Source organism: Pseudomonas sp. Z4-7 (genome assembly GCF_051131965.1).
GTDB lineage: Bacteria > Pseudomonadota > Gammaproteobacteria > Pseudomonadales > Pseudomonadaceae > Aquipseudomonas.
The window spans coordinates 4,349,053-4,371,802 of record NZ_CP071642.1 but is presented as its reverse complement, the minus strand read 5'-3'; the positions used below and the strand labels follow the sequence as shown (position 1 = coordinate 4,371,802).

Below are 22,750 nucleotides of genomic sequence, written 5' to 3'. Positions count from 1 at the left end.
GCAAATGGCGACCAAGGTTCTACTGGTTGAAGATGATCGGGCGCTACGCGAAGCACTCGCCGATACGCTGCTGTTGGCCGGGCATGATTATGCCGCTGTCGGTTCGGCGGAAGAGGCATTGCTCGCAGTGGCCCGTGAGCCATTTAGCCTGGTGGTCAGCGACGTCAATATGCCGGGCATGGACGGCCATCAATTGCTCGGCCTGCTGCGCGCACGCCAGCCGCAACTGCCAGTCCTGTTGATGACCGCCCACGGCGCCGTCGAGCGGGCGGTGGATGCCATGCGCCAAGGGGCGGCGGATTATCTGGTCAAGCCGTTCGAGCCCAAGGCCCTGTTGGACCTGGTGGCTCGCCATGCCTTGGGCAGCCCCGCTGTCGAGGGCGAGGGTCCGGTGGCCATCGAGCCGGCCAGTGCACAGTTGCTGGAGTTGGCCGCACGGGTGGCCCGCAGCGATTCAACCGTGTTGATTTCCGGCGAGTCCGGCACGGGCAAGGAAGTCCTGGCCCGCTATATCCATCAGCAATCCCGGCGCGCCAGCGAACCGTTCATTGCCATCAACTGCGCGGCGATTCCCGACAACATGCTCGAGGCGACGCTGTTCGGCCACGAGAAAGGTTCGTTTACCGGCGCTATCGCGGCCCAGCCTGGCAAGTTCGAGCAGGCTGATGGCGGCACCATTCTGCTGGATGAAATTTCCGAGATGCCGCTGGGCCTGCAAGCCAAGCTGCTGCGCGTATTGCAGGAGCGGGAAGTGGAGCGGGTCGGCGCGCGCAAGCCCATCAGTCTGGACATTCGCGTGGTGGCGACGACCAACCGCGACCTGGCCGGGGAAGTAGCGGCGGGGCGCTTTCGTGAAGACCTTTATTACCGACTGTCGGTTTTTCCGCTGGCCTGGCGTCCACTTCGTGAGCGCACCGCCGATATCCTGCCGCTGGCCGAGCGCCTGCTGGCCAAACACGTCAATAAAATGAAGCACGCGGCGGCGCGGTTGTCCGCCGAGGCGCAGGCCTGTCTGATCGCCTATCCCTGGCCGGGCAATGTCCGTGAACTGGACAACGCCATCCAGCGGGCGCTGATCCTGCAGCAGGGCGGCTTGATCCAGCCGGAAGATTTCTGCCTGGCCGGCCCGGTGGCCTGCGCGCCTTTGCCGGTGTTGCAGTCCGCCCCGGCGCAGATTCCTCCCGGGGAAGTGATGGGGGAAACGGCGGGCGCCCTGGAAGATGACCTGCGCCGTCGCGAATTCCAGATGATCATCGACACCTTGCGCGCCGAACGCGGCCGACGCAAGGAGGCGGCTGAACGCCTCGGTATCAGCCCGCGGACCCTGCGCTACAAGCTGGCGCAGATGCGTGATGCCGGGATGGATGTAGAGGCTTATCTCTTCGCCAGTTAAACCATTAAACAAACCCTGTGGGAGCGAGCCTGCTCGCGAAGACAATGGTCCTCGCGACGCGGGCGCCGGCTGACACACCGCTATCGCGAGCAGGCTCGCTCCCACAGGAGCCTGGAAGGATCCGCGCGCGCATTTGTTTCCGACGGCCACGGAGCTGGCACCCTTGTTGCTAATACCTATGTACCCGCTGAGTAAGTGTCAAAAAAATGCGGGCCGCCAGAGAGAATAGATCATGAGCCAAGGTATTGAATTTAATCGGTTGATGCTGGACATGCGCTCCATGCAGATGGACGCCATGGCCCAGCCTAAATCGGTCGCGGTGCCCCAAGTGGCCGGCAGCAGCTTTTCCGACATGCTCGGTCAGGCCGTCAATAAAGTGAACGATACCCAGCAGGCTTCGAACCAGTTGGCCAGTGCTTTCGAGATTGGCAAAAGTGGCGTCGACCTGACGGACGTAATGATCTCTTCGCAGAAAGCCAGTGTCTCGTTTCAGGCGTTGACCCAGGTACGCAACAAGCTGGTTCAAGCCTATCAAGACATCATGCAGATGCCGGTCTAAGGAAACTATTGAGTCATGGCAGAAGCAGCCGTTGATAACGTTCCAGCCAAGGCAACTCCGGTAGACGGCAAACCGCCGTTGTTCGGTCTGTCTTTCCTGGAAAACCTCTCCGAGATGACCATGCTGCGTCAGGTTGGCCTGTTGGTCGGCCTGGCTGCCAGCGTGGCGATTGGTTTTGCCGTGGTCCTCTGGTCCCAGCAGCCGGACTACCGTCCGCTGTACGGCAGCCTGGAGGGCATGGATGCCAAACAAGTCATGGAAACCCTGGCTTCCGCCGACATCCCTTATACCGTCGAACCCAATTCCGGCGCCTTGCTGGTCAAGGCCGACGACGTCGCGCGCGCACGCCTCAAGCTCGCCGCCGCTGGCGTGACACCGACCGATGGCAACATCGGATTCGAGATCCTCGACAAGGACCAGGGCCTGGGCACCAGCCAGTTCATGGAAGCGACTCGTTATCGTCGCGGCCTGGAAGGCGAATTGGCGCGGACCATTTCCAGCCTCAACAACGTCAAGGGTGCCCGCGTGCACCTGGCGATTCCGAAAAGCTCGGTCTTCGTGCGCGATGAGCGCAAGCCGAGTGCCTCGGTACTGGTCGAACTGTATTCCGGCCGCTCGCTTGAGCCAGGCCAGGTCGTTGCCATTATCAACCTGGTGGCAACCAGCGTTCCCGAGTTGAGCAAGTCGCAGATCACCGTGGTCGACCAGAAGGGCAACCTGTTGTCCGACCAGGCGGAAAACTCCGAACTGACCATGGCCGGCAAGCAATACGATTACAGCCGCCGCATGGAAGGCATGTTTACCCAGCGGGTGCACAACATCCTGCAACCGATCCTCGGCAACGGCCGCTACAAGGCCGAAGTCTCGGCGGACGTGGACTTCAGCGCCGTCGAATCGACTTCCGAGCAGTTCAACCCGGATCAACCGGCGTTGCGCAGCGAGCAGTCGGTGAACGAACAACGTACCGCCAGCAATGGCCCGCAAGGTGTACCGGGTGCCCTGAGCAACCAGCCACCAGCGCCGGCCAGCGCGCCGCAAACCACCGGTGGCGCTACCGCCGCCGCAGGCATGGTGCAGCCAGGCCAGCCGCTGATCGACGCCAATGGCCAGCAGATCATGGACCCGGCCACCGGCCAGCCGATGCTCGCGCCGTACCCGGCCGACAAGCGTCAGCAATCGACCAAGAACTTCGAGCTCGACCGTTCCATCAGCCACACCAAGCAGCAGCAGGGCCGTTTGAATCGCCTGTCGGTCGCAGTGGTGGTGGACGATCAGGTCAAGGTCAACCCGGCCAACGGCGAAACCAGCCGCGCGCCATGGAGCGCCGACGAATTGGCGCGCTTCACTCGCCTGGTGCAGGACGCCGTCGGTTTCGACGCCAGCCGTGGCGACAGCGTCAGCGTAATCAACGTACCGTTCTCCCTGGAGCGCGGTGAAGAAATCGCCGACATCCCGTTTTATTCGCAACCCTGGTTCTGGGATGTGGTCAAGCAGGTATTGGGTGTGTTGTTCATCCTGATACTGGTATTTGGTGTGCTGCGTCCGGTGCTCAACAACATCACCGGTGGCGGCAAGAACAAGCAGCTGGCAGGCTTGGGCGATGTAGAGCTGGGAGGCATGGGCGGCCTGGATGGCGAATTGGCCAACGATCGCGTCAGCCTCGGCGGGCCGCAGAGCATTCTGCTGCCAAGCCCGAGCGAAGGCTATGACGCTCAGTTGAACGCCATCAAGAGTCTGGTGGCAGAGGATCCGGGTCGTGTGGCCCAGGTCGTGAAAGAGTGGATTAACGCAGATGAGTGATAATCGAGCCGCTGTTGCCAAATTGTCCCGGGTCGACAAAGCCGCGATCCTGCTGCTGTCCCTGGGTTCGACGGACGCCGCCCAGGTGCTGCGCCACATGGGACCGAAAGAGGTCCAGCGCGTCGGCGTGGCCATGGCGCAGATGGGCAATGTGCACCGCGAGCAGGTCGAGCAGGTGATGAGCGAGTTCGTCGACATCGTCGGCGATCAGACCAGCCTGGGCGTCGGTTCCGATGACTACGTGCGCAAGATGCTCACCCAGGCCCTGGGCGAGGACAAGGCCAACGGCCTGATCGACCGGATCCTGCTGGGTGGCAACACCAGCGGCCTGGACAGCCTGAAGTGGATGGAGCCGCGCGCGGTCGCCGACGTGATCCGTTACGAGCACCCGCAGATCCAGGCGATCGTCGTTGCATACCTCGATCCGGACCAGGCCGGTGAGGTGCTCGGCAACTTCGACCACAAAGTGCGCCTCGACATCATTCTGCGGGTTTCGTCGTTGAACACCGTGCAGCCGGCGGCCCTGAAAGAATTGAACCAGATTCTCGAGAAGCAGTTCTCGGGCAACTCCAATGCTTCGCGCACCACCCTGGGCGGTATCAAGCGCGCGGCGGACATCATGAACTTCCTCGACAGTTCGATCGAAGGTCAACTGATGGACTCGATCCGCGAAGTCGACGAAGACCTGTCCGGTCAGATCGAAGACCTCATGTTCGTGTTCAACAACCTGGCCGATGTCGACGACCGCGGTATTCAGGCACTGTTGCGCGAAGTGTCCTCCGATGTGCTGGTGCTGGCCCTCAAGGGCTCGGACGAAGGCGTCAAGGAGAAGATCTTCAAGAACATGTCCAAACGGGCGGCCGAACTGTTGCGCGACGACCTCGAGGCCAAGGGCCCGGTGCGCGTCAGCGATGTGGAAACCGCACAGAAGGAAATCCTCACCATCGCCCGCCGTATGGCCGAAGCCGGAGAAATCGTGCTCGGTGGCAAGGGCGGCGAAGAGATGATCTAAGGTCGTTATGTCTGCCAAGAGCGATGATTCACCCAGCGACCTGATCCGCGCCCGCGACGTCGGTGGTTTCGACGTCTGGTCGCTGCCCAGCTTCGATCCCCATGTGCCCGAGCCTGAGCCAGAACCGGTGGAAGAGTTGCCGGAAATGGAAGAGGTGCCGCTGGAGGAAGTCCAGCCGCTGACCCTCGAAGAAGTCGAGAGCATTCGCCAGGAGGCCTACAACGAAGGCTTCGCCATCGGCGAAAAGGAAGGCTTCCACAGCACCACGATCAAGGTCCGCCAGGAAGCCGATGTGGCGCTGACGGCCAAGCTGCGGGCGCTGGAATCGCTGATGCTGAACCTGTTCGAGCCCATCGCCGAGCAGGACACCCAGATCGAGAAGTCCCTGGTCGGGCTGGTGCAGCACATCACTCGACAAGTGATCCAGCGCGAGCTGGCCATCGATTCGAGCCAGATCGAGCATGTCATGCGCGAGGCCCTCAAGCTTCTGCCCTTGGGCGTCGGAAATGTGCGGCTGTACATCAATCCGCAGGACTTCGAGCTGGTCAAGGCCTTGCGCGAGCGTCACGAGGAAAGCTGGCGCATCGTCGAGGACGAGACCTTGCTGCCCGGCGGTTGCCGGGTGGAAACCGAGCACAGCCGCATAGATGCGACAATCGAAACACGCATCAGCCAGGTCATGGCCAAGCTGTTCGACCAATTGCACGAGCAGGCCCTGCATCCGGCTCCGGCCGATTTGAGCCTGGAGTTGCCGGACGAACCCGAGACCGCCGCCATCGTTGATCCGGACGCGGCCGAACTGACTGCTCTGGAAGTGGACGGCCGTAATGCGCCTTGACCGAACCAGCTTCGGCAAGCGCCTGGGCAGCTACGCCGAGGCCACTGAACTGGCCGGCCAGCCAATCCTGGAGGGGCGCCTGTTGCGTATGGTCGGCCTGACCCTCGAAGCGGAAGGCCTGCGCGCCGCCATGGGCAGCCGTTGCATGGTGATCAACGATGACAGTTATCACCCGGTGCAGGTCGAAGCCGAAGTGATGGGCTTCTCCGGCAGCAAAGTATTTCTGATGCCGGTGGGCAGTGTCGCCGGAATAGCCCCTGGTGCCCGCGTGGTTCCGCTGGCCGATACCGGTCGGCTGCCCATGGGCATGAGCATGCTCGGCCGAGTGCTGGACGGGGCCGGGCGGGCCCTGGACGGCAAGGGCGGCATGAAGGCCGAGGATTGGGTGCCGATGGACGGCCCGACAATCAACCCGCTCAAGCGTGACCCGATCAGCGTGCCGCTGGACGTGGGCATCCGTTGTATCAACGGGTTGTTGACGGTCGGTCGCGGTCAGCGCCTGGGCCTGTTCGCCGGTACCGGTGTGGGCAAGAGTGTGTTGCTGGGCATGATGACCCGCTTTACCGAAGCCGACATCATCGTGGTGGGGCTGATCGGCGAGCGGGGCCGCGAGGTGAAGGAATTCATCGAGCACATTCTCGGCGAAGAAGGGCTCAAGCGTTCCGTGGTGGTGGCGTCGCCGGCGGACGATGCGCCGTTGATGCGCCTGCGGGCCGCGATGTATTGCACGCGCATCGCCGAGTATTTTCGCGACAAGGGCAAGAACGTCCTGTTGCTGATGGATTCGCTGACCCGTTTCGCCCAGGCCCAGCGGGAAATCGCCCTGGCCATCGGCGAGCCGCCGGCCACCAAGGGTTATCCGCCTTCGGTGTTTGCCAAGTTGCCGAAACTGGTGGAACGGGCCGGTAACGCGGAGAAGGGCGGCGGTTCCATCACCGCTTTTTATACCGTGCTGTCCGAGGGTGACGATCAGCAAGACCCGATCGCCGACTCGGCCCGAGGCGTACTCGACGGCCACATCGTGCTGTCCCGGCGCCTGGCCGAAGAAGGGCATTACCCCGCCATCGATATCGAAGCATCGATCAGCCGGGTCATGCCGTCGGTCATCAGCGCCGAGCACATGAAGCGCGCCCAGCAATTCAAGCAATACTGGTCACGTTACCAGCAGAGTCGCGACCTGATCAGCGTGGGCGCCTACGTGCCTGGCGGTGATCGTGAAACCGACATGGCCATCAATCTTTATCCGGCCATGGCGGTCTACCTGCGCCAAGGCTTGAACGACAACATCGGTATGGCCGCCAGCGAAGCGCACCTGCAAACCATCTTCGCCCCCGTCGCGGGCGGATAACCGGTCATGGCCACGAGTCGTGCGGCGCGCCTGGCGCCGGTGGTGGACATGGCGGAAAAAGCCGAAAAGACTGCCGTTCAGCGGCTGGCTTATTTCCAGGGGCAAGTGGCCGTTGCCGAAAGCAAGCTGGCCGACCTGGAGAATTTTCGCCTCGAATACCAGGAGCAGTGGATCGCCCGCGGCAGCCATGGCGTTTCCGGGCAATGGCTGTTGGGCTACCAGGGGTTCCTCGCACAGCTGGGCACCGCGATCGATCAGCAGCGCCAAAGCCTCGTCTGGCACCAGAACAACCTGGAAAAGGCTCGCCAGAGCTGGCAGGAAGCCTTCGCCCGGGTCGAAGGGCTACGCAAACTTGTACAGCGCTATATCGATGAGGCTCGGCAACTGGAAGACAAGCGCGAGCAGAAATTGCTCGATGAACTGTCTCAGCGTCTGCCGCGCCATGATCCGTATTGATCATGAAAGCGGAATTCTGTCGGTTGGAGGGTTTGATTCCTTGCTCAGACCTCTACCTGATGCTACACCTTGTACACATATGTCCACGACAAGGAAGTGAATATGTCTGTCGTAACTGAAGTGTCCGAAGATGGGAAAAAATTGACGATTGCGATTGAAGGTCGCTTCGATTTCGGGCGGCATCAGGAGTTTCGTGAATCCTACGAGAGACTCGTTAGTAAGCCCGAGTCTATCGTGGTGGATTTGAAGAAGGCCACCTACCTCGACAGCTCTGCCTTGGGCATGCTCCTGCTGTTGCGCGATCATGCCGGTGGCGACGAGTCGGATATCCGAGTGGTCAACAGCAGCAGCGACGTCAAGAAAATCCTCGCGATTTCCAATTTCGACAAGTTGTTCGATATCAGTTGATTACCATGCAATCGTCGCCGGAGCCGCTGACGATCCTGATTGCCGAAGACAGCGCCGCCGACCGGCTGCTGTTGTCGACTATCGTCCGCCGTCAAGGCCATCAGGTGCTCACCGCAGCGGATGGCGCCGAGGCGGTCGAAGTCTACCGGGAGCAGCGTCCGCACCTGGTGCTGATGGACGCGATGATGCCCGTCATGGATGGCTTCGAGGCCGCGCAGCAGATCAAGCAACTGGCCGGGGACCAACTGGTTCCGATCATTTTCCTCACCTCGTTGACCGAAAGCGAAGGGTTGGCCCGTTGCCTGGAGGCTGGTGGTGATGATTTCCTCGCCAAGCCCTATAACCAGGTGATCCTGGCCGCCAAGATCAAGGCCATGGACCGCTTGCGTCGGTTGCAGGCCACGGTGGTCGAGCAGCGTGACCAGATCGCCCGGCACCACGACTACCTGCTTAACGAGCAGCGGGTTGCCAAGGCGGTGTTCGACAAGATCGCTCACTCCGGTTGCCTGAGCGCGCCGAATATCCGTTACCTGCAATCGCCCTATGCCTTGTTCAACGGCGATCTGCTGCTGGCCGCCTTCAACCCGGCTGGTGACATGCACATCCTTCTTGGGGATTTTACCGGCCACGGCTTGCCGGCGGCGGTCGGGGCGATGCCACTGGCTGAAGTGTTCTACGGGATGACCGCGAAAGGCTACGGCCTGGCGCAGATCCTGCGGGAGATGAATGCCAAGCTCAAGCGCATCCTGCCAGTGGACATGTTCTGTTGCGCAACGCTGCTGTGCCTGAGTTTCCAGCGCTGCACCGTCGAAGTCTGGAACGGCGGCATGCCCGATGGTTACCTGCATGACAGCCTCAGTGGCGTGCGTACGCCGTTGCCGGCGCGGCACTTGCCGTTGGGCGTGCTCACGCCGCAACTGTTTGATGATCGCACTGAAGTGCATCCGATGTCGGTGGGTGACCGCGTATTCCTGTTGTCTGACGGCGTCATCGAAGCCAGCGACCGCGATGATCAGCCGTTTGGCGTGGAAAGGTTGCAGCAGGTGTTTGCGGCCAACCGCGAGCCCGATCGACTGTTCGAAGATATCCAGCAGGCCCTCGGTGATTTTCGCGGCGAGGCCCGCGACGACTTCAGCATGGTCGAGGTGCGGCTGGTCGCGCCGACGCAACTCAGCCCGCCACCACCGGTCTATTCCGATAGCGGCCAGTCGAGTCCGCTGGATTGGTCGGTGAGCTTCGAGTTCCGTGCGCAGACGCTCAAGCGTTTCAACCCGATGCCTTACCTGTTGCAGTTATTGCTTGAGGTCCATGGGCTCAGGGGTCAGAGTGGCGCCTTGTACAGTGTCCTGACAGAGCTTTATTCCAATGCGCTGGAACACGGCGTACTGGGGCTCGATTCGAGTCTCAAGCGTGATGCGGCGGGGTTTGCCCGCTATTATACGGAGCGCGGCATCCGTCTGGATGAGCTGGACAGCGGCCATATCCGCATGCATCTCCACGTGACTCCCCAAGGGGAGGGTGGGCGCCTGGTCATTGAGGTCGAGGACAGCGGCCAGGGGTTCGATGTCAGCCGTGTGCTGGCCCGGCCTGTGGATCGTGACCGGTTGTCCGGGCGCGGTGTAAGCCTGGTGCGCCAGCTATGCCACGAGGCCAGTTGGTCCGACGATGGTCGTAGTGCGCGCGTGGAGTTTTTCTGGGAGGCTCTGGCATAATCGGGGTCATTCTTGATCAAGGAGCGAACAAGTGAGCGAGATTCATCTGGATCGGGACGTGCTCAGCACGTTGAAGGAAGTCATGGAGGAAGGGTATCCGGAATTGCTGGATACGTTCCTCAACGATTCCGAGGCACGCCTGCGTGTGTTGCTTGAGGCCAGGGACGCGGAGCAATTGAGCGCCACCGCCCACAGTTTCAAGGGCAGTAGCAGCAATATGGGCGCCATCCGCCTGGCTGAACTGTGCGGCGAGCTGGAACAACGCGCCAAGCAGCCCTCGCTGGGTGGAATCGAAAAATTGGTCAGCGAGATCAACAGCGAATTTACCTACGTTCGAAAGCTTTGCAAGGAAGAGCGCGAAGGCTTTCACTGTTAAAAAGGTTGTTGTTCGGCGCGTTGGCCCATCCCTTGCATTGTCCTGTCTCGACTGCATCAAAGATCCCAGTGCAGCGGAGACCATTTCATGCCCGTTACGCCTAATACACTCCTTCAGGCCGTTACCCAGGCCAAGCCGCAGGCCGCCGTCAATCCGTTGGCGGCTGGCCCGGACGCCGGGACTAAAGCCTCCAGTTTCGCCCAGGTCTTCGCCAAGCAGGCCCCCGTCAAACCCTCGACGGCCCTTGAGCCGGAGATTAAGCCGGTGCGCGACAAGGCCTCCGACAACACCGTCAAAAAGGATGCAGGCAGCGACACGGCTGCCGCTCCTGAGCCGGCGGTTGCCGATAGCGGCAAACCCTTGCCCGCCGACAAGCCGGCCACGGCCGACGACAAGCCCGCGCAGGACGATAGCGATACGGCCGAGACGCCTGTAGCCGACGCCGCCCCAGTCGATCCGACACTCGACCCGGCCTTGCTGCCCGGGGTAATCGTGCCTGAAGTCATTGCCGAGGCGCTGCCCGCGCCTGTGGTGAGCCCGACCGAGGCGCCAGTCGTCGCGGCAGTCGCGGCTCCCGTGGTGGCCTCGGCCACGCCGGCCACGCCGACACCGGTGACCGATCCGGAATTCGACCCCCAGGCCGATCCGCTCGACGCCTTGCCGGCGTTGCGATTGGCGATGGAGCAGAGCGGCCATGTGTCCGCTTCCAGCCAGGCGCAGCCCAAGGCAACGGCGCCAGCGTCCGTCGATGGCGAGCCGACGTCGGCCCAGACGTTCGCGGCCGGCATGGCGAGCATGCTCAATGTACAAGCCGACCAGGACAGTACCAGTGCCGGCAGCCAGGGCGGTGAGAAGGCGTTCAGTGGCTTGCTCAACGAAGGCCTCAAGGATCTGACCGCAGCCTCCAGCGACACGCGGGTAGATGATTTCGCCAACCGCCTGGCGGCATTGACCCAGGCGGCTACGCCAAAAACCGCCAACGCGGTCCCGGTCAACCAGCCCATCGCCATGAACCAGAGCGGCTGGACCGAAGAAGTGGTCAACCGGGTGATGTACCTGTCGAGCGTCAATCTCAAGGCGGCTGATATCCAACTGCAGCCGGCCGAGCTCGGGCGCCTGGATATTCGCGTGAACATGGTCCCCGACCAGCAGACCCAGGTCACCTTCATGAGCGCCCATTCCGGCGTCCGTGAAGCCCTCGAAGGCCAGATGCATCGCCTGCGCGACAGCTTTGCCCAGCAGGGCATGGGCCAGGTCGACGTCAGCGTGTCGGATCAGTCGCGTGGCTCCCAGGGTCAGGAACAGCAAGCCCAGCAGCAGGCCCAGGCTGGTCGCACGAGCTCTTCCTCTGGCGGCCGAGTGGATTCGGTGGACGAAGAGTTGCCGGCCAGCGTTGGCGAAGTGGCGGCCAACACCACCAGCGTCATCGGCACCAGCGCAGTCGACTACTACGCCTGATCCAACGCGGTATTTCCCTGTGGGAGCGGGCTTGCTCGCGAAAGCGCACTGTCACCCACCCTTGCGGGGCTGACCCGGCGCCATCGCGAGCAGGCTCGCTCCCACATTGGTTTATGCGGTGCCGAAGAGCGCAAGCGACCATCATCCTTAGCCCTGACACACTTCTGGCATAACACTTGCTCCAGCCAAGCCGTGCAACAGTGAAACCCCCGATTAGCGACGGATTATTGGCATGGCGAAGAGTGAAGCAGCAGCTGTAAAAGACCCCGCAACCAAAGGCAAACTTAAGCTGATCATCTTGATCGTGGTGGGTTTGCTCCTGGCGATGGGTGTTTCCGTGGGGGCGACTTGGTATTTCATGCACAGCGCTCAGAGCAAGCCGGCAGAAGTGGTGGAAACCGCGCCAGTGGGCAAGCAGCCGGCGATTTTCGAGCCGATGGCTCCCGCATTTGTGGCCAACTACACCCAGAACGGTCGCCAGCGCTACATGCAGGTGAGCATCACCCTGCTGGGCCGCAACCAGGCTGACCTGGAAGCGCTGCGGGTGCACATGCCGCTGATTCGCAATAACCTGGTGATGCTGTTCTCCGGACAGAGTTTCGACACCCTGGCCACTCCGGTCGGCCAGGAAATGCTGCGTCAGAAAGCCACGGCCAGCGTTCAGGAAGTGGCTCAGAAAGAGCTTGGCAAAGTGGTGATCGAACAGTTGCTCTTCACTAACTTCGTATTGCAGTAGGAACACGACATGGCCGTGCAGGACTTGTTGTCCCAGGACGAAATCGACGCGCTGTTGCATGGTGTCGACGACGGCCTGGTGCAGACCGAAAACGCTGCTGAACCGGGCAGCGTCAAAAGCTACGACCTGACCAGCCAGGATCGCATCGTTCGCGGACGCATGCCGACCCTGGAAATGATCAACGAGCGTTTTGCCCGTTACACCCGCATCAGCATGTTCAACATGCTGCGCCGTTCGGCCGACGTGGCCGTCGGTGGCGTGCAGGTGATGAAATTCGGCGAATATGTGCACTCGCTGTACGTACCCACCAGCCTCAACCTGGTGAAGATCAAGCCGTTGCGCGGCACTGCGCTGTTCATCCTCGACGCCAAGCTGGTGTTCAAGCTGGTGGATAACTTCTTTGGCGGTGACGGCCGTCACGCCAAGATCGAAGGCCGCGAATTCACGCCGACCGAGCTGCGCGTCGTGCGCATGGTGCTGGAGCAGGCTTTCATCGATTTGAAGGAAGCCTGGCAGGCGATCATGGAAGTCAACTTCGAGTACATCAACTCGGAAGTTAACCCGGCAATGGCCAACATCGTCGGTCCGAGCGAAGCCATTGTCGTGTCGACTTTCCACATCGAACTCGACGGTGGCGGCGGCGACCTGCACGTGACCATGCCGTACTCGATGATCGAGCCGGTGCGCGAAATGCTCGACGCCGGTTTCCAGTCGGACCTCGACGACCAGGACGAGCGCTGGATCAATGCGTTGCGCCAGGACGTGCTGGATGTCGACGTGCCGATCGGCGCGACGGTTGCCCGGCGCCAGCTGCGTCTGCGGGACATCCTGCATATGCAGCCGGGGGACATCATCCCCGTCGAGATGCCGGAAGACATGATCATGCGCGCCAATGGCGTGCCGGCCTTCAAGGTCAAGATGGGCTCTCACAAAGGCAACCTCGCGTTGCAAGTGATCGAGCCGATCGAACGCCGCTGAGTGCTGTCAATCGCTTAAGTTTGTAACGGATTTCTAGTTTTTTACCGATTCTTGCCCGCCGAGGAAACATGATGGCTGACGATATGAATACCCAGGATGACCAGGCGCTGGCCGACGAATGGGCTGCGGCCCTGGAAGAAACCGGCGACGCCGGGCAGGCCGATATCGATGCGCTGCTGGCCGCCGATACCGGCAACCACGCTTCCAATCGCATGCAGATGGAAGAGTTTGGCAGCGTGCCGAAAAGCAATGAGCAAGTCACCCTCGACGGGCCGAACCTGGATGTGATTCTCGACATCCCGGTGTCGATTTCCATGGAAGTGGGCAGCACCGACATCAACATCCGCAACCTGTTGCAGCTCAACCAGGGCTCGGTGATCGAGCTGGATCGCCTGGCCGGTGAACCGCTGGACGTACTGGTCAACGGTACCCTGATCGCCCATGGCGAAGTGGTGGTGGTCAACGAGAAGTTCGGCATTCGCCTGACGGACGTGATCAGCCCGAGCGAACGCATCAAGAAGCTGCGCTGAATGAAAGGCTTTCTCGCCGCAGCCTTGATGCTGCCGTTCAGCGTGCTGGCGGCCGAGCCCGCGGCCACGGCGGCGGTTGCGCCGGCAAGTGGCGGCAGCATGGCCGGGCAATTGGCGCAGTTGGTGCTGGGCCTGCTCGTGGTGCTCGGGTTGATTTTTTTCCTCGCGTGGATGCTGCGGCGCGTGCAACAGGCGGGGCCTGCCGGCAAAGGCCAGGTCATCGACATCATCAGTTCCCGCGCGCTCGGTCCGCGGGATCGGCTGGTGCTGGTGCAAGTTGGCAACGAGCAGATCCTGCTCGGCCTGAGCCCGGGCACGATCACCGCTTTGCACGTTCTCAAGGAGCCGGTCCAGGTGCCCGCCACCGAGCAGGCCACCCCCGAATTTGCCCAGCGGCTCATGGAACTGCTGGGTAAAGATCAGAAGGATAAAAAGTAATGCCGTTGCGCATTCTGTTGGCGCTGGCCCTGTTGCTGGCTGCACCGTTGGCGTTTGCCGCCGACCCGTTGTCGATTCCGGCGATCACGTTGGGCACCAACGCCGAAGGGGCTCAGGAGTATTCGGTCAGCCTGCAGATCCTGCTGATCATGACCGCGCTGAGTTTCATCCCGGCGTTCGTCATGCTGATGACCAGTTTCACCCGGATCATCATTGTCTTTTCGATCCTGCGCCAGGCCCTGGGTTTGCAGCAGACGCCGTCGAACCAGATCCTCACGGGCATGGCGTTGTTCCTGACCATGTTCATCATGGCGCCAGTCTTCGACCGGGTGAACCGTGATGCGCTGCAACCCTACCTGGCCGAAACCCTCAGCGCCCAGGACGCGGTGGCCAGGGCCCAGGTGCCGATAAAGGATTTCATGCTCGCCCAGACTCGCAGCAGCGACCTGGAGCTGTTCATGCGCCTGTCCAAGCGCACCGACATCGCCAGCCCCGACCAGGCCCCATTGACCATCCTGGTGCCAGCGTTCGTGACGTCCGAGCTGAAAACGGCTTTCCAGATCGGTTTCATGATCTTCATCCCGTTCCTGATCATCGACCTGGTGGTCGCCAGTATCCTCATGGCGATGGGTATGATGATGCTGTCGCCGCTGATCATTTCATTGCCGTTCAAGATCATGCTGTTCGTGCTGGTGGATGGCTGGGCCTTGATCATCGGTACGCTGGCGGGCAGTTTCGGCGGTGTTTAGACCACTTGCGCGGGTAGCACGATATGACGCCTGAAGTAGCGGTAGACCTGTTCCGCGAAGCACTCTGGCTGACCACCATGATGGTTGCCATCCTGGTGATTCCGAGCCTGCTGGTGGGCTTGCTGGTGGCGATGTTCCAGGCCGCCACGCAGATCAACGAACAGACCCTGAGCTTCCTGCCGCGCCTGTTGGTGATGCTGGTGACGCTGATCGTCGCCGGTCCGTGGCTGGTGCAAACCTTCATGGAATACATCCTGCAGCTGTACGGCAGTATTCCCCAGTTGATCGGCTGACCCGATGTCGATGCTCGAACTGACGGACACCCAGATCAGCAGCTGGGTGGCGTCGTTTATCCTGCCGCTGTTTCGCGTCACCGCCGTGCTGATGAGCATGCCGGTCTTCGGCACGACCCTGGTGCCAGGCCGTGTGCGCCTGTACCTGGCCGTGGCAATCACCGTTGTCATCGCGCCCGGACTGCCGCCGATGCCGCCGGTCAATGCCCTTGACCTCAGTGCGCTGATGCTGGTGGCCGAGCAGATCCTCATTGGTGTCCTGCTGGGGTTTTCACTGCAGCTGTTCTTCCAGGCGTTTGTGGTGGCCGGGCAAATTATTTCGATCCAGATGGGCATGGCGTTCGCCTCCATGATCGACCCCACCAACGGCGTCAACACCGCGGTTATCGGGCAGTTCCTGACGATGCTGGTGACATTGCTGTTCCTCGCCATGAACGGGCATCTGGTAGTGTTTGAAGTGCTCACCGAGAGCTTCACCACAATGCCGGTGGGCAGTGCGATGCTGGTCAATCATTTCTGGGACATCGCCGGCAAGCTCGGCTGGGTCCTGGGGGCGGCGATGCTGCTGGTATTGCCAGCCATCACCGCGCTGCTGGTGGTCAACATCGCTTTTGGCGTGATGACCCGCGCGGCGCCGCAGCTGAACATTTTTTCCATCGGCTTCCCCCTCACGCTGGTGCTGGGCATGGTGATCTTCTGGGTCAGCCTGGGGGATATTCTCAACCAGTATCAGCCGTTGGCCACCCAGGCCTTGCAGCTGCTACGCGACATGGCACAGGCGCGCTGAACCATGGCTGAGAGCGAAAGCGGTCAGGACAAGACAGAAGACCCCACGGAGAAACGCACCAGGGAGTCCCGCGAGAAAGGCGAGATCGCCCGCTCCAAGGAGCTCAACACCCTGGCGATCATGCTTGCCGGCGCTGGCGGCTTGCTGATCTATGGCGGCGATCTGGCGCTGGAACTGCTGGAGATCATGCGCCTGAATTTTTCCTTGCCCCGGGAAGTGTTGCTGAGCCCTGGCGCCATGACGCAGTACTTGCTGCATTCGGGCAAGATCGCGCTTCTGGCGATTCAGCCCGTGCTGATCTTTTTATTGTTGGCGGCATTCATCGGCCCGATTTCGCTGGGCGGATGGCTCTTCGCCGCCGGCAGCCTGGCACCCAAGTTCAGCCGGATGAACCCGGCCGCCGGCATCAAGCGCATGTTTTCCACCACGGCGCTGGTGGAGCTGCTCAAGGCTTTTGGCAAGTTCCTGCTGGTCCTGTCCGTCGCGTTGGTGGTGCTGGAGGGCGACATCGACGATCTGCTGCGCATCGCCCATCAACCGCTGGAACAGGCCATCATTCATAGCGTGCAGCTGGTGGGATGGAGCACGTTGTGGATGTCTTGCGGTTTGATCCTGATCGCCGCCATCGATGTGCCAATCCAGCTCTATCAGAGCAAGCAGAAGCTGATGATGACCAAGCAGGAAGTGCGCGACGAGCACAAGGACGCGGAGGGCAAGCCGGAGGTCAAGCAGCGGATTCGCCAATTGCAGCGCGAGGTCTCCCAGCGGCGCATGATGGCGGCGATTCCCGACGCCGACGTGGTCATTACCAACCCGACCCACTATGCGGTGGCGCTCAAATACGATCCTGAAAAAGGCAATGCGCCGGTGCTGCTGGCCAAGGGCAGTGATTTCCTGGCGTTGAAGATCCGCGAAATCGCCGTTGCCAACGAAGTGATGCTGCTCGAATCGCCGGCGCTGGCGCGCTCGATCTACTACTCCACCGAACTCGATCAGGAAATTCCCGGAGGTCTGTACCTGGCTGTGGCCCAGGTGCTGGCCTACGTCTACCAGATCCGCCAGCACCGCGCCGGCAAGGGCAAGCGTCCCGAACCGCTCAAGGACCTGCCGATCCCGCCGGATTTGCGGCGCGATTCCTAATTCAGCCGATGCTATTCCCTTAGGGCATCGACAAACCCGTGGCGAGGGAGCTTGCTCCCGCTGGGCCGCGAAGCGGCCCCAAAACCCGCCAGATGCGGGGCATCAGACACGCCGCACCCGCCGGTTTGCGACTGCTTCGCAGCCGAGCGGGAGCAAGCTCCCTCGCCACGGGTACCCTTTCTTCTCAAGTGAACCGTATTACCCTGTGGGAGCGAGCCTGCTCGCGAATGCGCCGATCCAGTCGATACAGGCGCCGACTGACAAACCGCTTTCGCGAGCGGGCTCGCTCCCACAGGGTTGAAGTCGCTTCGGCCTTTCTATTCCAAGCTTTTGCAAAAGTTGGAAAGCTTCTTGCAATACCCCGTCTGCGCCCCCTCCGGGCGTCAAAAGTTTGCTTCACAGGAACGGGGAATATTGGTGGATCGCTCTCAGTTATTCAGCACCGCACGCAGCAACGTAGCCGACCTCAGCCGGGGGAATCTGGGTGTGCCGCTGTTGCTGCTGGTCATGCTTGCCATGATGATGCTGCCGATACCGCCGTTCCTGCTCGACGTGTTCTTCACGTTCAACATTGCGCTGTCCATCGTGGTACTGCTGGTTTGCGTATACGCTCTGCGGCCGCTGGATTTCGCGGTGTTTCCAACCATCCTGCTGGTGGCGACGCTGATGCGCCTGGCGCTGAACGTGGCGTCCACTCGCGTGGTCATGCTCCACGGCCAGGACGGCCACGCTGCCGCCGGTAAGGTGATCCAGGCCTTCGGTGAAGTGGTGATCGGCGGTAACTACGTGGTCGGTATCGTGGTTTTCGCCATCCTGATGATCATCAACTTCGTCGTGGTGACCAAGGGTGCCGGGCGGATTTCCGAGGTGAGCGCGCGTTTCACCCTCGATGCGATGCCCGGCAAGCAGATGGCGATCGACGCCGACCTCAACGCCGGCCTGATCGATCAGAACCAGGCCAAGGCTCGTCGTCTTGACGTGGCTCAGGAGGCCGAGTTCTACGGTTCCATGGACGGTGCGAGCAAGTTCGTGCGTGGCGACGCCATCGCCGGCCTGCTGATTCTGTTCATCAACCTCATCGGCGGGATGGCCGTCGGTATCTTCCAGCACGGTATGACGTTCGGTGATGCTGGCAGGGTCTACGCCTTGCTGACCATCGGTGACGGTTTGGTGGCGCAATTGCCATCACTGTTGTTATCCACAGCTGCCGCGATCATGGTGACCCGTGCTTCGGGCTCCGAAGACATGGGCAAGCAGATCAATCGCCAGATGTTCGCTTCGCCCAAGGCCCTGGCCGTGGCGGCCGGCCTGATGGCGGTGATGGGTATCGTGCCGGGCATGCCCCACGTGTCGTTCCTGAGCATGGCTGCCCTGGCTGCTGGTGGCGCCTACCTGTTCTGGAAAAAGCAGAACGGGCAAAAGGTCCAGGCGCTGGAAGAGGTCAAGCGTCAGCAGGAACTGCTGCCATCGCCGGCGCGGGCCATGGAAACCAAGGAGTTGGGTTGGGACGATGTGACGCCGATCGACATGATCGGCCTGGAAGTCGGCTACCGCCTCATCCCACTGGTCGACCGCAACCAGGGTGGTCAATTGCTGGCCCGGATCAAGGGCGTGCGCAAGAAGCTGTCCCAGGACCTGGGCTTCCTGATGCCCACCGTGCATATCCGCGACAACCTCGATCTGGCCCCAAGCGCCTATCGCCTGACGCTCATGGGCGTGATCCTGGCCGAAGCCGAGATCTATCCTGACCGCGAGCTGGCGATCAACCCAGGACAGGTCTACGGTTCGCTCAACGGTATTACCGCCAAGGATCCGGCTTTCGGCCTGGAAGCGGTGTGGATCGAAATCAGCCAGCGGGCCCAGGCGCAATCGCTCGGTTATACCGTGGTAGACGCCAGCACCGTGGTGGCGACCCACTTGAACCAGATTTTGTACAAGCACTCCAGCGAGCTGATCGGCCACGAGGAAGTCCAGCAATTGCTGCAAGTACTGGCCAAAGGCTCGCCAAAACTGGCCGAGGAGCTGGTGCCGGGCGTGGTGTCGCTGTCGCAGTTGCTCAAGGTGTTGCAGGCGCTGTTGGCCGAACAGGTCCCGGTGCGCGACATTCGCAGTATCGCCGAAGCCATCGCCAACAACGCTTCGAAGAGTCAAGATACCGCCGCGTTGGTCGCTGCGGTGCGAGTCGGCGTATCCCGCGCAATCGTCCAAAGCATTGTAGGCACTGAGTCTGAGCTGCCTGTGATCACTCTGGAGCCAAGGTTGGAACAGATATTGCTCAATAGTCTGCAGAAGGCAGGACAAGGCTCGGAAGAGGGTGTTCTGCTGGAGCCAAGCATGGCCGAGAAGCTGCAGCGTTCGTTGATCGAAGCAGCCCAGCGGCAAGAGATGCAAGGCCAACCGGTGATCCTGCTGGTGGCCGGTCCGATTCGCGCGATGCTCTCGCGATTCGGTCGCCTCGCGGTCCCGGGGCTGCATGTGCTGGCGTACCAGGAAATACCGGACAACAAGCAAGTGACCATCGTTGCGACAGTAGGGCCCAACGGCTGAGGTAGTGGTTTATGCAAGTGAAGCGTTTTTTTGCCGCCGATATGCGTCAGGCCATGAAGCTGGTACGTGACGAGCTGGGCGCTGAAGCAGCCATCATCGGTAATCGCCGGATCGCCGGCGGTGTCGAGCTGACGGCTGCCCTGGATTACAAATTGTCGGCGCTGGCCCCACGGGTTCCGAACATGGAGCTTGAGGATGAGCTGCGCAAGACCCAGTCGCGCATCGCCAGCGCCCAGGCCGAACTGAGCCTGCGCAGCAGCGAAGGCGAAGGCAGCGCGGGGACCAATCGTCAATTGTTCGCCGGCCAGCCATTGACGGCCGGCCTGCCGCTGACCGCTGCCGAACCGCTGATCGAGCCAGCCCAGGCCGAGCCGCGTCGTCCGGTACCGGCGCCAGCCGCGCCAGCCGCGGGTGTCGACCCACGTGCCCTGGACTCGATGCGCTTTGAACTCAACAGCCTGCGTGAGCTGATGGAAGTCCAGCTTGGCTCGTTGGCCTGGAACCAGCTGCAAGGCAGCCGTCCGGCCCAGGCCAACCTGTGGCGTCGCCTGCAACGCATCGGCTTGTCCGGCCCGTTGTCCCGCGACCTGCTGGCACTGATCAACGATATCGAAGAGCCTCGCCAGGCCTGGCGCATGCTGTTGGCGCACCTGGCGCGGATGATCGCCACGCCGGAAGTCGAGCCGCTGGAAGAGGGCGGGGTGATTGCCATGGTCGGCCCGGCCGGCATGGGCAAGACCACCACCCTGGCCAAGCTCGCCGCCCGTTATGTACTCAAGTACGGCGCCCAGAGCATCGCCCTGGTGAGCATGGACAGTTTCCGCATCGGCGCCCAGGAGCAACTCAAGACCCTGGGCCGGATCCTCAATGTGTCGGTGACCCATGTGGATCCGGGCCAATCGCTGGCCCAGGCGCTGGAACCACTGCTGCGCAAGCGCGTCGTGCTGATCGACACCGCCGGCCTGCAAGCCAGCGATCCGGCCCTGCGCATGCAGTTGGAAAGCCTGGCCGGGCGTGGCATCAAGTCAAAAAATTATCTCGTGTTGGCAACCACCAGCCAGAAACAGGTTCTAACCGCCGCATACCACAGCTACAAACGCTGCGGGCTGGCCGGCTGCATCCTGACCAAGCTGGACGAAACGGCAAGCCTGGGCGAGGTGTTGAGCCTGGCGATCGGTCATGAACTACCGGTGGCCTACCTGACCGACGGGCCGCGGATCCCGGATGATTTGCATCTGCCGCGCCGTCATCAACTGGTCAGTCGTGCCGTGAGTGTGCAAATGCAGGAAGAACCCAGCGACGAAGCCATGGCTGACATGTTCGCTGACATCTACCACAGCCCGACCAAGCAGGTCGGCTGAGGTAATCATGAATATTTTTTGTACCTACATCGATGGTCTGCCATGCATTGTTCCGTATGCGAACGCGCAGCCAGTAATGTGGCCTCCGTCTAAGTAAGACAAGGTAAAGAACGAACATGGGCAGCATGCATCCCGTACAGGTGATCGCGGTGACCGGCGGCAAAGGTGGCGTCGGGAAGACTAACGTGTCAGTGAACTTGTCCCTGGCTCTGGCAGAGCTTGGCCGACGGGTCATGCTGCTGGACGCCGACCTGGGCCTGGCGAACGTCGACGTGCTGCTGGGGCTGACCCCCAAGCGCACGCTGGCGGACGTGATCGAAGGCCGCTGCGAACTGCGCGACGTGCTCCTCCAGGGGCCTGGCGGGATTCGCATCGTGCCGGCCGCCTCCGGTACCCAAAGCATGGTTCACCTGACGCCGGCGCAGCACGCCGGCCTGATCCAGGCTTTCAGCGACATCGGCGACAACCTCGATGTGCTGGTGATCGACACGGCCGCCGGTATCGGTGACTCGGTGGTCAGTTTTGTCCGCGCCGCCCAGGAAGTCCTGCTGGTGGTTTGCGACGAACCGACCTCCATCACCGATGCCTACGCCCTGATCAAACTGCTTAACCGCGACTATGGCATGAACCGATTCCGCGTCCTGGCCAACATGGCCCAGAGCCCGCAGGAAGGACGCAACCTGTTCGCCAAGTTGACGAAGGTCACGGATCGCTTCCTGGACGTCGCCCTACAATATGTCGGCGCAGTGCCTTACGACGAAAGCGTACGCAAGGCTGTCCAGAAGCAACGTGCCGTCTATGAAGCTTTTCCACGTTCCAAATGCGCGCTGGCGTTCAAGGCTATCGCCCAGAAGGTCGATACCTGGCCGCTGCCGGCCAACCCTCGCGGGCATCTGGAATTTTTCGTCGAGCGTCTCGTGCAACAAACGGCAGGGCCCGTGTTATGACAGCCAGCGGTTACAACCATCTCTACAAAAAATCGGCACGGGACGCCCAGTACGAACTGATCGAGCGTTATGCGCCGTTGGTCAAGCGCATCGCCTATCACTTGCTGGCACGCTTGCCGGCCAGCGTCCAGGTCGAAGACTTGATCCAGGCGGGCATGATCGGCCTGCTCGAAGTGTCGAACAAATACGACGCGAGCAAGGGCGCCAGTTTCGAAACGTATGCCGGTATCCGGATTCGCGGAGCGATGCTCGATGAAGTCCGCAAGGGCGACTGGGCGCCGCGTTCGGTGCACCGCAATACCCGTATGGTCAGTGACGCAATCCGCGCGATTGAAGCTAAAACCGGGCGTGACGCTAAAGATCACGAAGTTGCGGCCGAACTCCAGTTGAGTCTCGATGATTATTACGGGATTTTGAACGATACCTTGGGCAGCCGCCTGTTCAGTTTCGACGACCTTTTGCAGGACGGCGAGCACGAAGGGCTGCACGAGGACAATGCGAGTGCTCACATGGAGCCGTCGCGTGACCTGGAAGACGAACGTTTCCAGAGCGCGCTGGCGGATGCGATTGCCAATTTGCCGGAGCGTGAGCGACTGGTCTTGGCGCTGTACTACGACGAAGAGCTGAACCTCAAGGAAATCGGTGAGGTCCTGGGGGTCAGCGAATCGCGGGTCAGCCAGTTACACAGCCAGTGCGCGGCCCGCTTGCGGGGGCGTTTGGGGGAGTGGCGAGCGCGCTGACAGGCAGTGTGGGGACGCTGCGAGCGGGGCTGGCATGGCATGTGCCGGGCCAGTCTCCATCCGTGGGACTCCATACCGTTGTCGAGTGTTGTGCCGGATTGATTGAAATGGCGCGTCCAGGTGCTGGGCGCGTTTAAGACTGCT

The 22,750-nt window shown here is 61.5% G+C and carries 23 protein-coding genes; all 23 read left to right on the top strand.

Annotation, left to right across the window (positions count from 1 at the left end):
* Window positions 1–4: 4 nt before the first annotated feature.
* The 23 genes from fleR to fliA all read left to right on the top strand — a co-directional run bounded on the left by fleR (window position 5) and on the right by fliA (window position 22,606).
* Entirely contained in the window at window positions 5–1,393 is a 1,389-nt protein-coding gene (gene fleR, locus J3P91_RS19610; protein WP_305499601.1) for a sigma-54-dependent response regulator transcription factor FleR, read from the top strand.
* Between the two features lie 232 nt (window positions 1,394–1,625).
* Complete coding sequence (gene fliE, locus J3P91_RS19605) at window positions 1,626–1,952, top strand: flagellar hook-basal body complex protein FliE (RefSeq protein ID WP_305499603.1); 327 nt, start codon at window positions 1,626–1,628, stop codon at window positions 1,950–1,952.
* A 15-nt stretch (window positions 1,953–1,967) separates the two neighbouring features.
* Window positions 1,968–3,752, top strand: coding sequence for a flagellar basal-body MS-ring/collar protein FliF (gene fliF / locus J3P91_RS19600; protein ID WP_305499605.1), 1,785 nt, complete (start codon window positions 1,968–1,970; stop codon window positions 3,750–3,752).
* Window positions 3,745–4,764 carry a flagellar motor switch protein FliG gene (gene fliG, locus J3P91_RS19595; RefSeq protein ID WP_007958288.1) on the top strand — a complete coding sequence of 340 codons (1,020 nt, stop codon included), beginning with the start codon at window positions 3,745–3,747 and terminating at the stop codon, window positions 4,762–4,764. Before fliF ends, fliG begins: the two co-directional genes overlap by 8 nt.
* A 7-nt stretch (window positions 4,765–4,771) precedes the next feature.
* Window positions 4,772–5,602 carry a flagellar assembly protein FliH gene (gene fliH, locus J3P91_RS19590; RefSeq protein ID WP_434601465.1) on the top strand — a complete coding sequence of 277 codons (831 nt, stop codon included), beginning with the start codon at window positions 4,772–4,774 and terminating at the stop codon, window positions 5,600–5,602.
* Complete coding sequence (fliI, locus tag J3P91_RS19585; RefSeq protein WP_434572630.1) at window positions 5,592–6,950, top strand: flagellar protein export ATPase FliI; 1,359 nt, start codon at window positions 5,592–5,594, stop codon at window positions 6,948–6,950. The genes fliH and fliI overlap by 11 nt, the downstream gene beginning before the upstream one ends.
* Window positions 6,951–6,956: 6 nt before the next feature.
* Window positions 6,957–7,406, top strand: a complete 450-nt coding sequence (gene fliJ / locus J3P91_RS19580; RefSeq protein ID WP_198797723.1) for a flagellar export protein FliJ — start codon at window positions 6,957–6,959, stop codon at window positions 7,404–7,406.
* A gap of 102 nt (window positions 7,407–7,508) precedes the next feature.
* Window positions 7,509–7,814, top strand: a complete 306-nt coding sequence (locus tag J3P91_RS19575; RefSeq protein WP_434601464.1) for an STAS domain-containing protein — start codon at window positions 7,509–7,511, stop codon at window positions 7,812–7,814.
* 5 nt (window positions 7,815–7,819) lie between these two features.
* Window positions 7,820–9,526, top strand: coding sequence for an ATP-binding SpoIIE family protein phosphatase (locus tag J3P91_RS19570; protein WP_434601463.1), 1,707 nt, complete (start codon window positions 7,820–7,822; stop codon window positions 9,524–9,526).
* A 31-nt stretch (window positions 9,527–9,557) separates the two neighbouring features.
* The gene (locus J3P91_RS19565; RefSeq protein WP_434572634.1) at window positions 9,558–9,902 is read left to right on the top strand and encodes an Hpt domain-containing protein; all 345 of its coding nucleotides are present in this window, start codon (window positions 9,558–9,560) and stop codon (window positions 9,900–9,902) included.
* Between the two features lie 87 nt (window positions 9,903–9,989).
* The gene (locus J3P91_RS19560) at window positions 9,990–11,360 is read left to right on the top strand and encodes a flagellar hook-length control protein FliK (RefSeq protein ID WP_434601462.1); all 1,371 of its coding nucleotides are present in this window, start codon (window positions 9,990–9,992) and stop codon (window positions 11,358–11,360) included.
* Window positions 11,361–11,592: 232 nt separating this feature from the next.
* Entirely contained in the window at window positions 11,593–12,096 is a 504-nt protein-coding gene (fliL, locus tag J3P91_RS19555) for a flagellar basal body-associated protein FliL (protein WP_434601461.1), read from the top strand.
* Between the two features lie 9 nt (window positions 12,097–12,105).
* Entirely contained in the window at window positions 12,106–13,074 is a 969-nt protein-coding gene (gene fliM / locus J3P91_RS19550) for a flagellar motor switch protein FliM (RefSeq protein WP_053120288.1), read from the top strand.
* Window positions 13,075–13,145: 71 nt separating this feature from the next.
* Window positions 13,146–13,604 carry a flagellar motor switch protein FliN gene (gene fliN, locus J3P91_RS19545; RefSeq protein WP_305499620.1) on the top strand — a complete coding sequence of 153 codons (459 nt, stop codon included), beginning with the start codon at window positions 13,146–13,148 and terminating at the stop codon, window positions 13,602–13,604.
* Window positions 13,605–14,042: a flagellar biosynthetic protein FliO gene (gene fliO, locus J3P91_RS19540; RefSeq protein WP_305499621.1), complete on the top strand. Its 438-nt coding sequence runs from the start codon at window positions 13,605–13,607 to the stop codon at window positions 14,040–14,042. It begins immediately after the preceding gene.
* Complete coding sequence (gene fliP, locus J3P91_RS19535) at window positions 14,042–14,791, top strand: flagellar type III secretion system pore protein FliP (protein ID WP_434572641.1); 750 nt, start codon at window positions 14,042–14,044, stop codon at window positions 14,789–14,791. Before fliO ends, fliP begins: the two co-directional genes overlap by 1 nt.
* 23 nt (window positions 14,792–14,814) lie before the next feature.
* Window positions 14,815–15,084: a flagellar biosynthesis protein FliQ gene (gene fliQ / locus J3P91_RS19530; protein WP_003184009.1), complete on the top strand. Its 270-nt coding sequence runs from the start codon at window positions 14,815–14,817 to the stop codon at window positions 15,082–15,084.
* A gap of 10 nt (window positions 15,085–15,094) precedes the next feature.
* On the top strand, window positions 15,095–15,871 hold the full coding sequence (fliR, locus tag J3P91_RS19525; RefSeq protein ID WP_370871115.1) for a flagellar biosynthetic protein FliR: 777 nt from the start codon (window positions 15,095–15,097) through the stop codon (window positions 15,869–15,871).
* A 3-nt stretch (window positions 15,872–15,874) separates the two neighbouring features.
* Entirely contained in the window at window positions 15,875–17,011 is a 1,137-nt protein-coding gene (flhB, locus tag J3P91_RS19520; RefSeq protein WP_305499626.1) for a flagellar biosynthesis protein FlhB, read from the top strand.
* 417 nt (window positions 17,012–17,428) lie between these two features.
* Window positions 17,429–19,558, top strand: coding sequence for a flagellar biosynthesis protein FlhA (gene flhA, locus J3P91_RS19515; RefSeq protein WP_434572646.1), 2,130 nt, complete (start codon window positions 17,429–17,431; stop codon window positions 19,556–19,558).
* 11 nt (window positions 19,559–19,569) lie between these two features.
* Window positions 19,570–20,919 (top strand): flagellar biosynthesis protein FlhF, encoded by a 1,350-nt coding sequence (gene flhF / locus J3P91_RS19510; RefSeq protein ID WP_434572648.1) that lies wholly within the window; start codon window positions 19,570–19,572, stop codon window positions 20,917–20,919.
* A gap of 116 nt (window positions 20,920–21,035) precedes the next feature.
* The gene (fleN, locus tag J3P91_RS19505; RefSeq protein WP_003184001.1) at window positions 21,036–21,866 is read left to right on the top strand and encodes a flagellar synthesis regulator FleN; all 831 of its coding nucleotides are present in this window, start codon (window positions 21,036–21,038) and stop codon (window positions 21,864–21,866) included.
* Window positions 21,863–22,606, top strand: coding sequence for an RNA polymerase sigma factor FliA (gene fliA, locus J3P91_RS19500; RefSeq protein ID WP_014337177.1), 744 nt, complete (start codon window positions 21,863–21,865; stop codon window positions 22,604–22,606). The genes fleN and fliA overlap by 4 nt, the downstream gene beginning before the upstream one ends.
* Window positions 22,607–22,750: the final 144 nt, after the last annotated feature.

What these genes read in the sequence shown, in the direction of transcription:
- fleR (WP_305499601.1), top strand. Translation starts at nt 5, where the DNA reads ATGGCGACCAAGGTTCTACTGGTTGAAGATGATCGGGCGCTACGCGAA.
- fliE (WP_305499603.1), top strand. Translation starts at nt 1,626, where the DNA reads ATGAGCCAAGGTATTGAATTTAATCGGTTGATGCTGGACATGCGCTCC.
- fliF (WP_305499605.1), top strand. Translation starts at nt 1,968, where the DNA reads ATGGCAGAAGCAGCCGTTGATAACGTTCCAGCCAAGGCAACTCCGGTA.
- fliG (WP_007958288.1), top strand. Translation starts at nt 3,745, where the DNA reads ATGAGTGATAATCGAGCCGCTGTTGCCAAATTGTCCCGGGTCGACAAA.
- fliH (WP_434601465.1), top strand. Translation starts at nt 4,772, where the DNA reads ATGTCTGCCAAGAGCGATGATTCACCCAGCGACCTGATCCGCGCCCGC.
- fliI (WP_434572630.1), top strand. Translation starts at nt 5,592, where the DNA reads ATGCGCCTTGACCGAACCAGCTTCGGCAAGCGCCTGGGCAGCTACGCC.
- fliJ (WP_198797723.1), top strand. Translation starts at nt 6,957, where the DNA reads ATGGCCACGAGTCGTGCGGCGCGCCTGGCGCCGGTGGTGGACATGGCG.
- J3P91_RS19575 (WP_434601464.1), top strand. Translation starts at nt 7,509, where the DNA reads ATGTCTGTCGTAACTGAAGTGTCCGAAGATGGGAAAAAATTGACGATT.
- J3P91_RS19570 (WP_434601463.1), top strand. Translation starts at nt 7,820, where the DNA reads ATGCAATCGTCGCCGGAGCCGCTGACGATCCTGATTGCCGAAGACAGC.
- J3P91_RS19560 (WP_434601462.1), top strand. Translation starts at nt 9,990, where the DNA reads ATGCCCGTTACGCCTAATACACTCCTTCAGGCCGTTACCCAGGCCAAG.
- fliL (WP_434601461.1), top strand. Translation starts at nt 11,593, where the DNA reads ATGGCGAAGAGTGAAGCAGCAGCTGTAAAAGACCCCGCAACCAAAGGC.
- fliM (WP_053120288.1), top strand. Translation starts at nt 12,106, where the DNA reads ATGGCCGTGCAGGACTTGTTGTCCCAGGACGAAATCGACGCGCTGTTG.
- fliN (WP_305499620.1), top strand. Translation starts at nt 13,146, where the DNA reads ATGGCTGACGATATGAATACCCAGGATGACCAGGCGCTGGCCGACGAA.
- fliO (WP_305499621.1), top strand. Translation starts at nt 13,605, where the DNA reads ATGAAAGGCTTTCTCGCCGCAGCCTTGATGCTGCCGTTCAGCGTGCTG.
- fliP (WP_434572641.1), top strand. Translation starts at nt 14,042, where the DNA reads ATGCCGTTGCGCATTCTGTTGGCGCTGGCCCTGTTGCTGGCTGCACCG.
- fliQ (WP_003184009.1), top strand. Translation starts at nt 14,815, where the DNA reads ATGACGCCTGAAGTAGCGGTAGACCTGTTCCGCGAAGCACTCTGGCTG.
- fliR (WP_370871115.1), top strand. Translation starts at nt 15,095, where the DNA reads ATGCTCGAACTGACGGACACCCAGATCAGCAGCTGGGTGGCGTCGTTT.
- flhB (WP_305499626.1), top strand. Translation starts at nt 15,875, where the DNA reads ATGGCTGAGAGCGAAAGCGGTCAGGACAAGACAGAAGACCCCACGGAG.
- flhF (WP_434572648.1), top strand. Translation starts at nt 19,570, where the DNA reads ATGCAAGTGAAGCGTTTTTTTGCCGCCGATATGCGTCAGGCCATGAAG.
- fleN (WP_003184001.1), top strand. Translation starts at nt 21,036, where the DNA reads ATGGGCAGCATGCATCCCGTACAGGTGATCGCGGTGACCGGCGGCAAA.
- fliA (WP_014337177.1), top strand. Translation starts at nt 21,863, where the DNA reads ATGACAGCCAGCGGTTACAACCATCTCTACAAAAAATCGGCACGGGAC.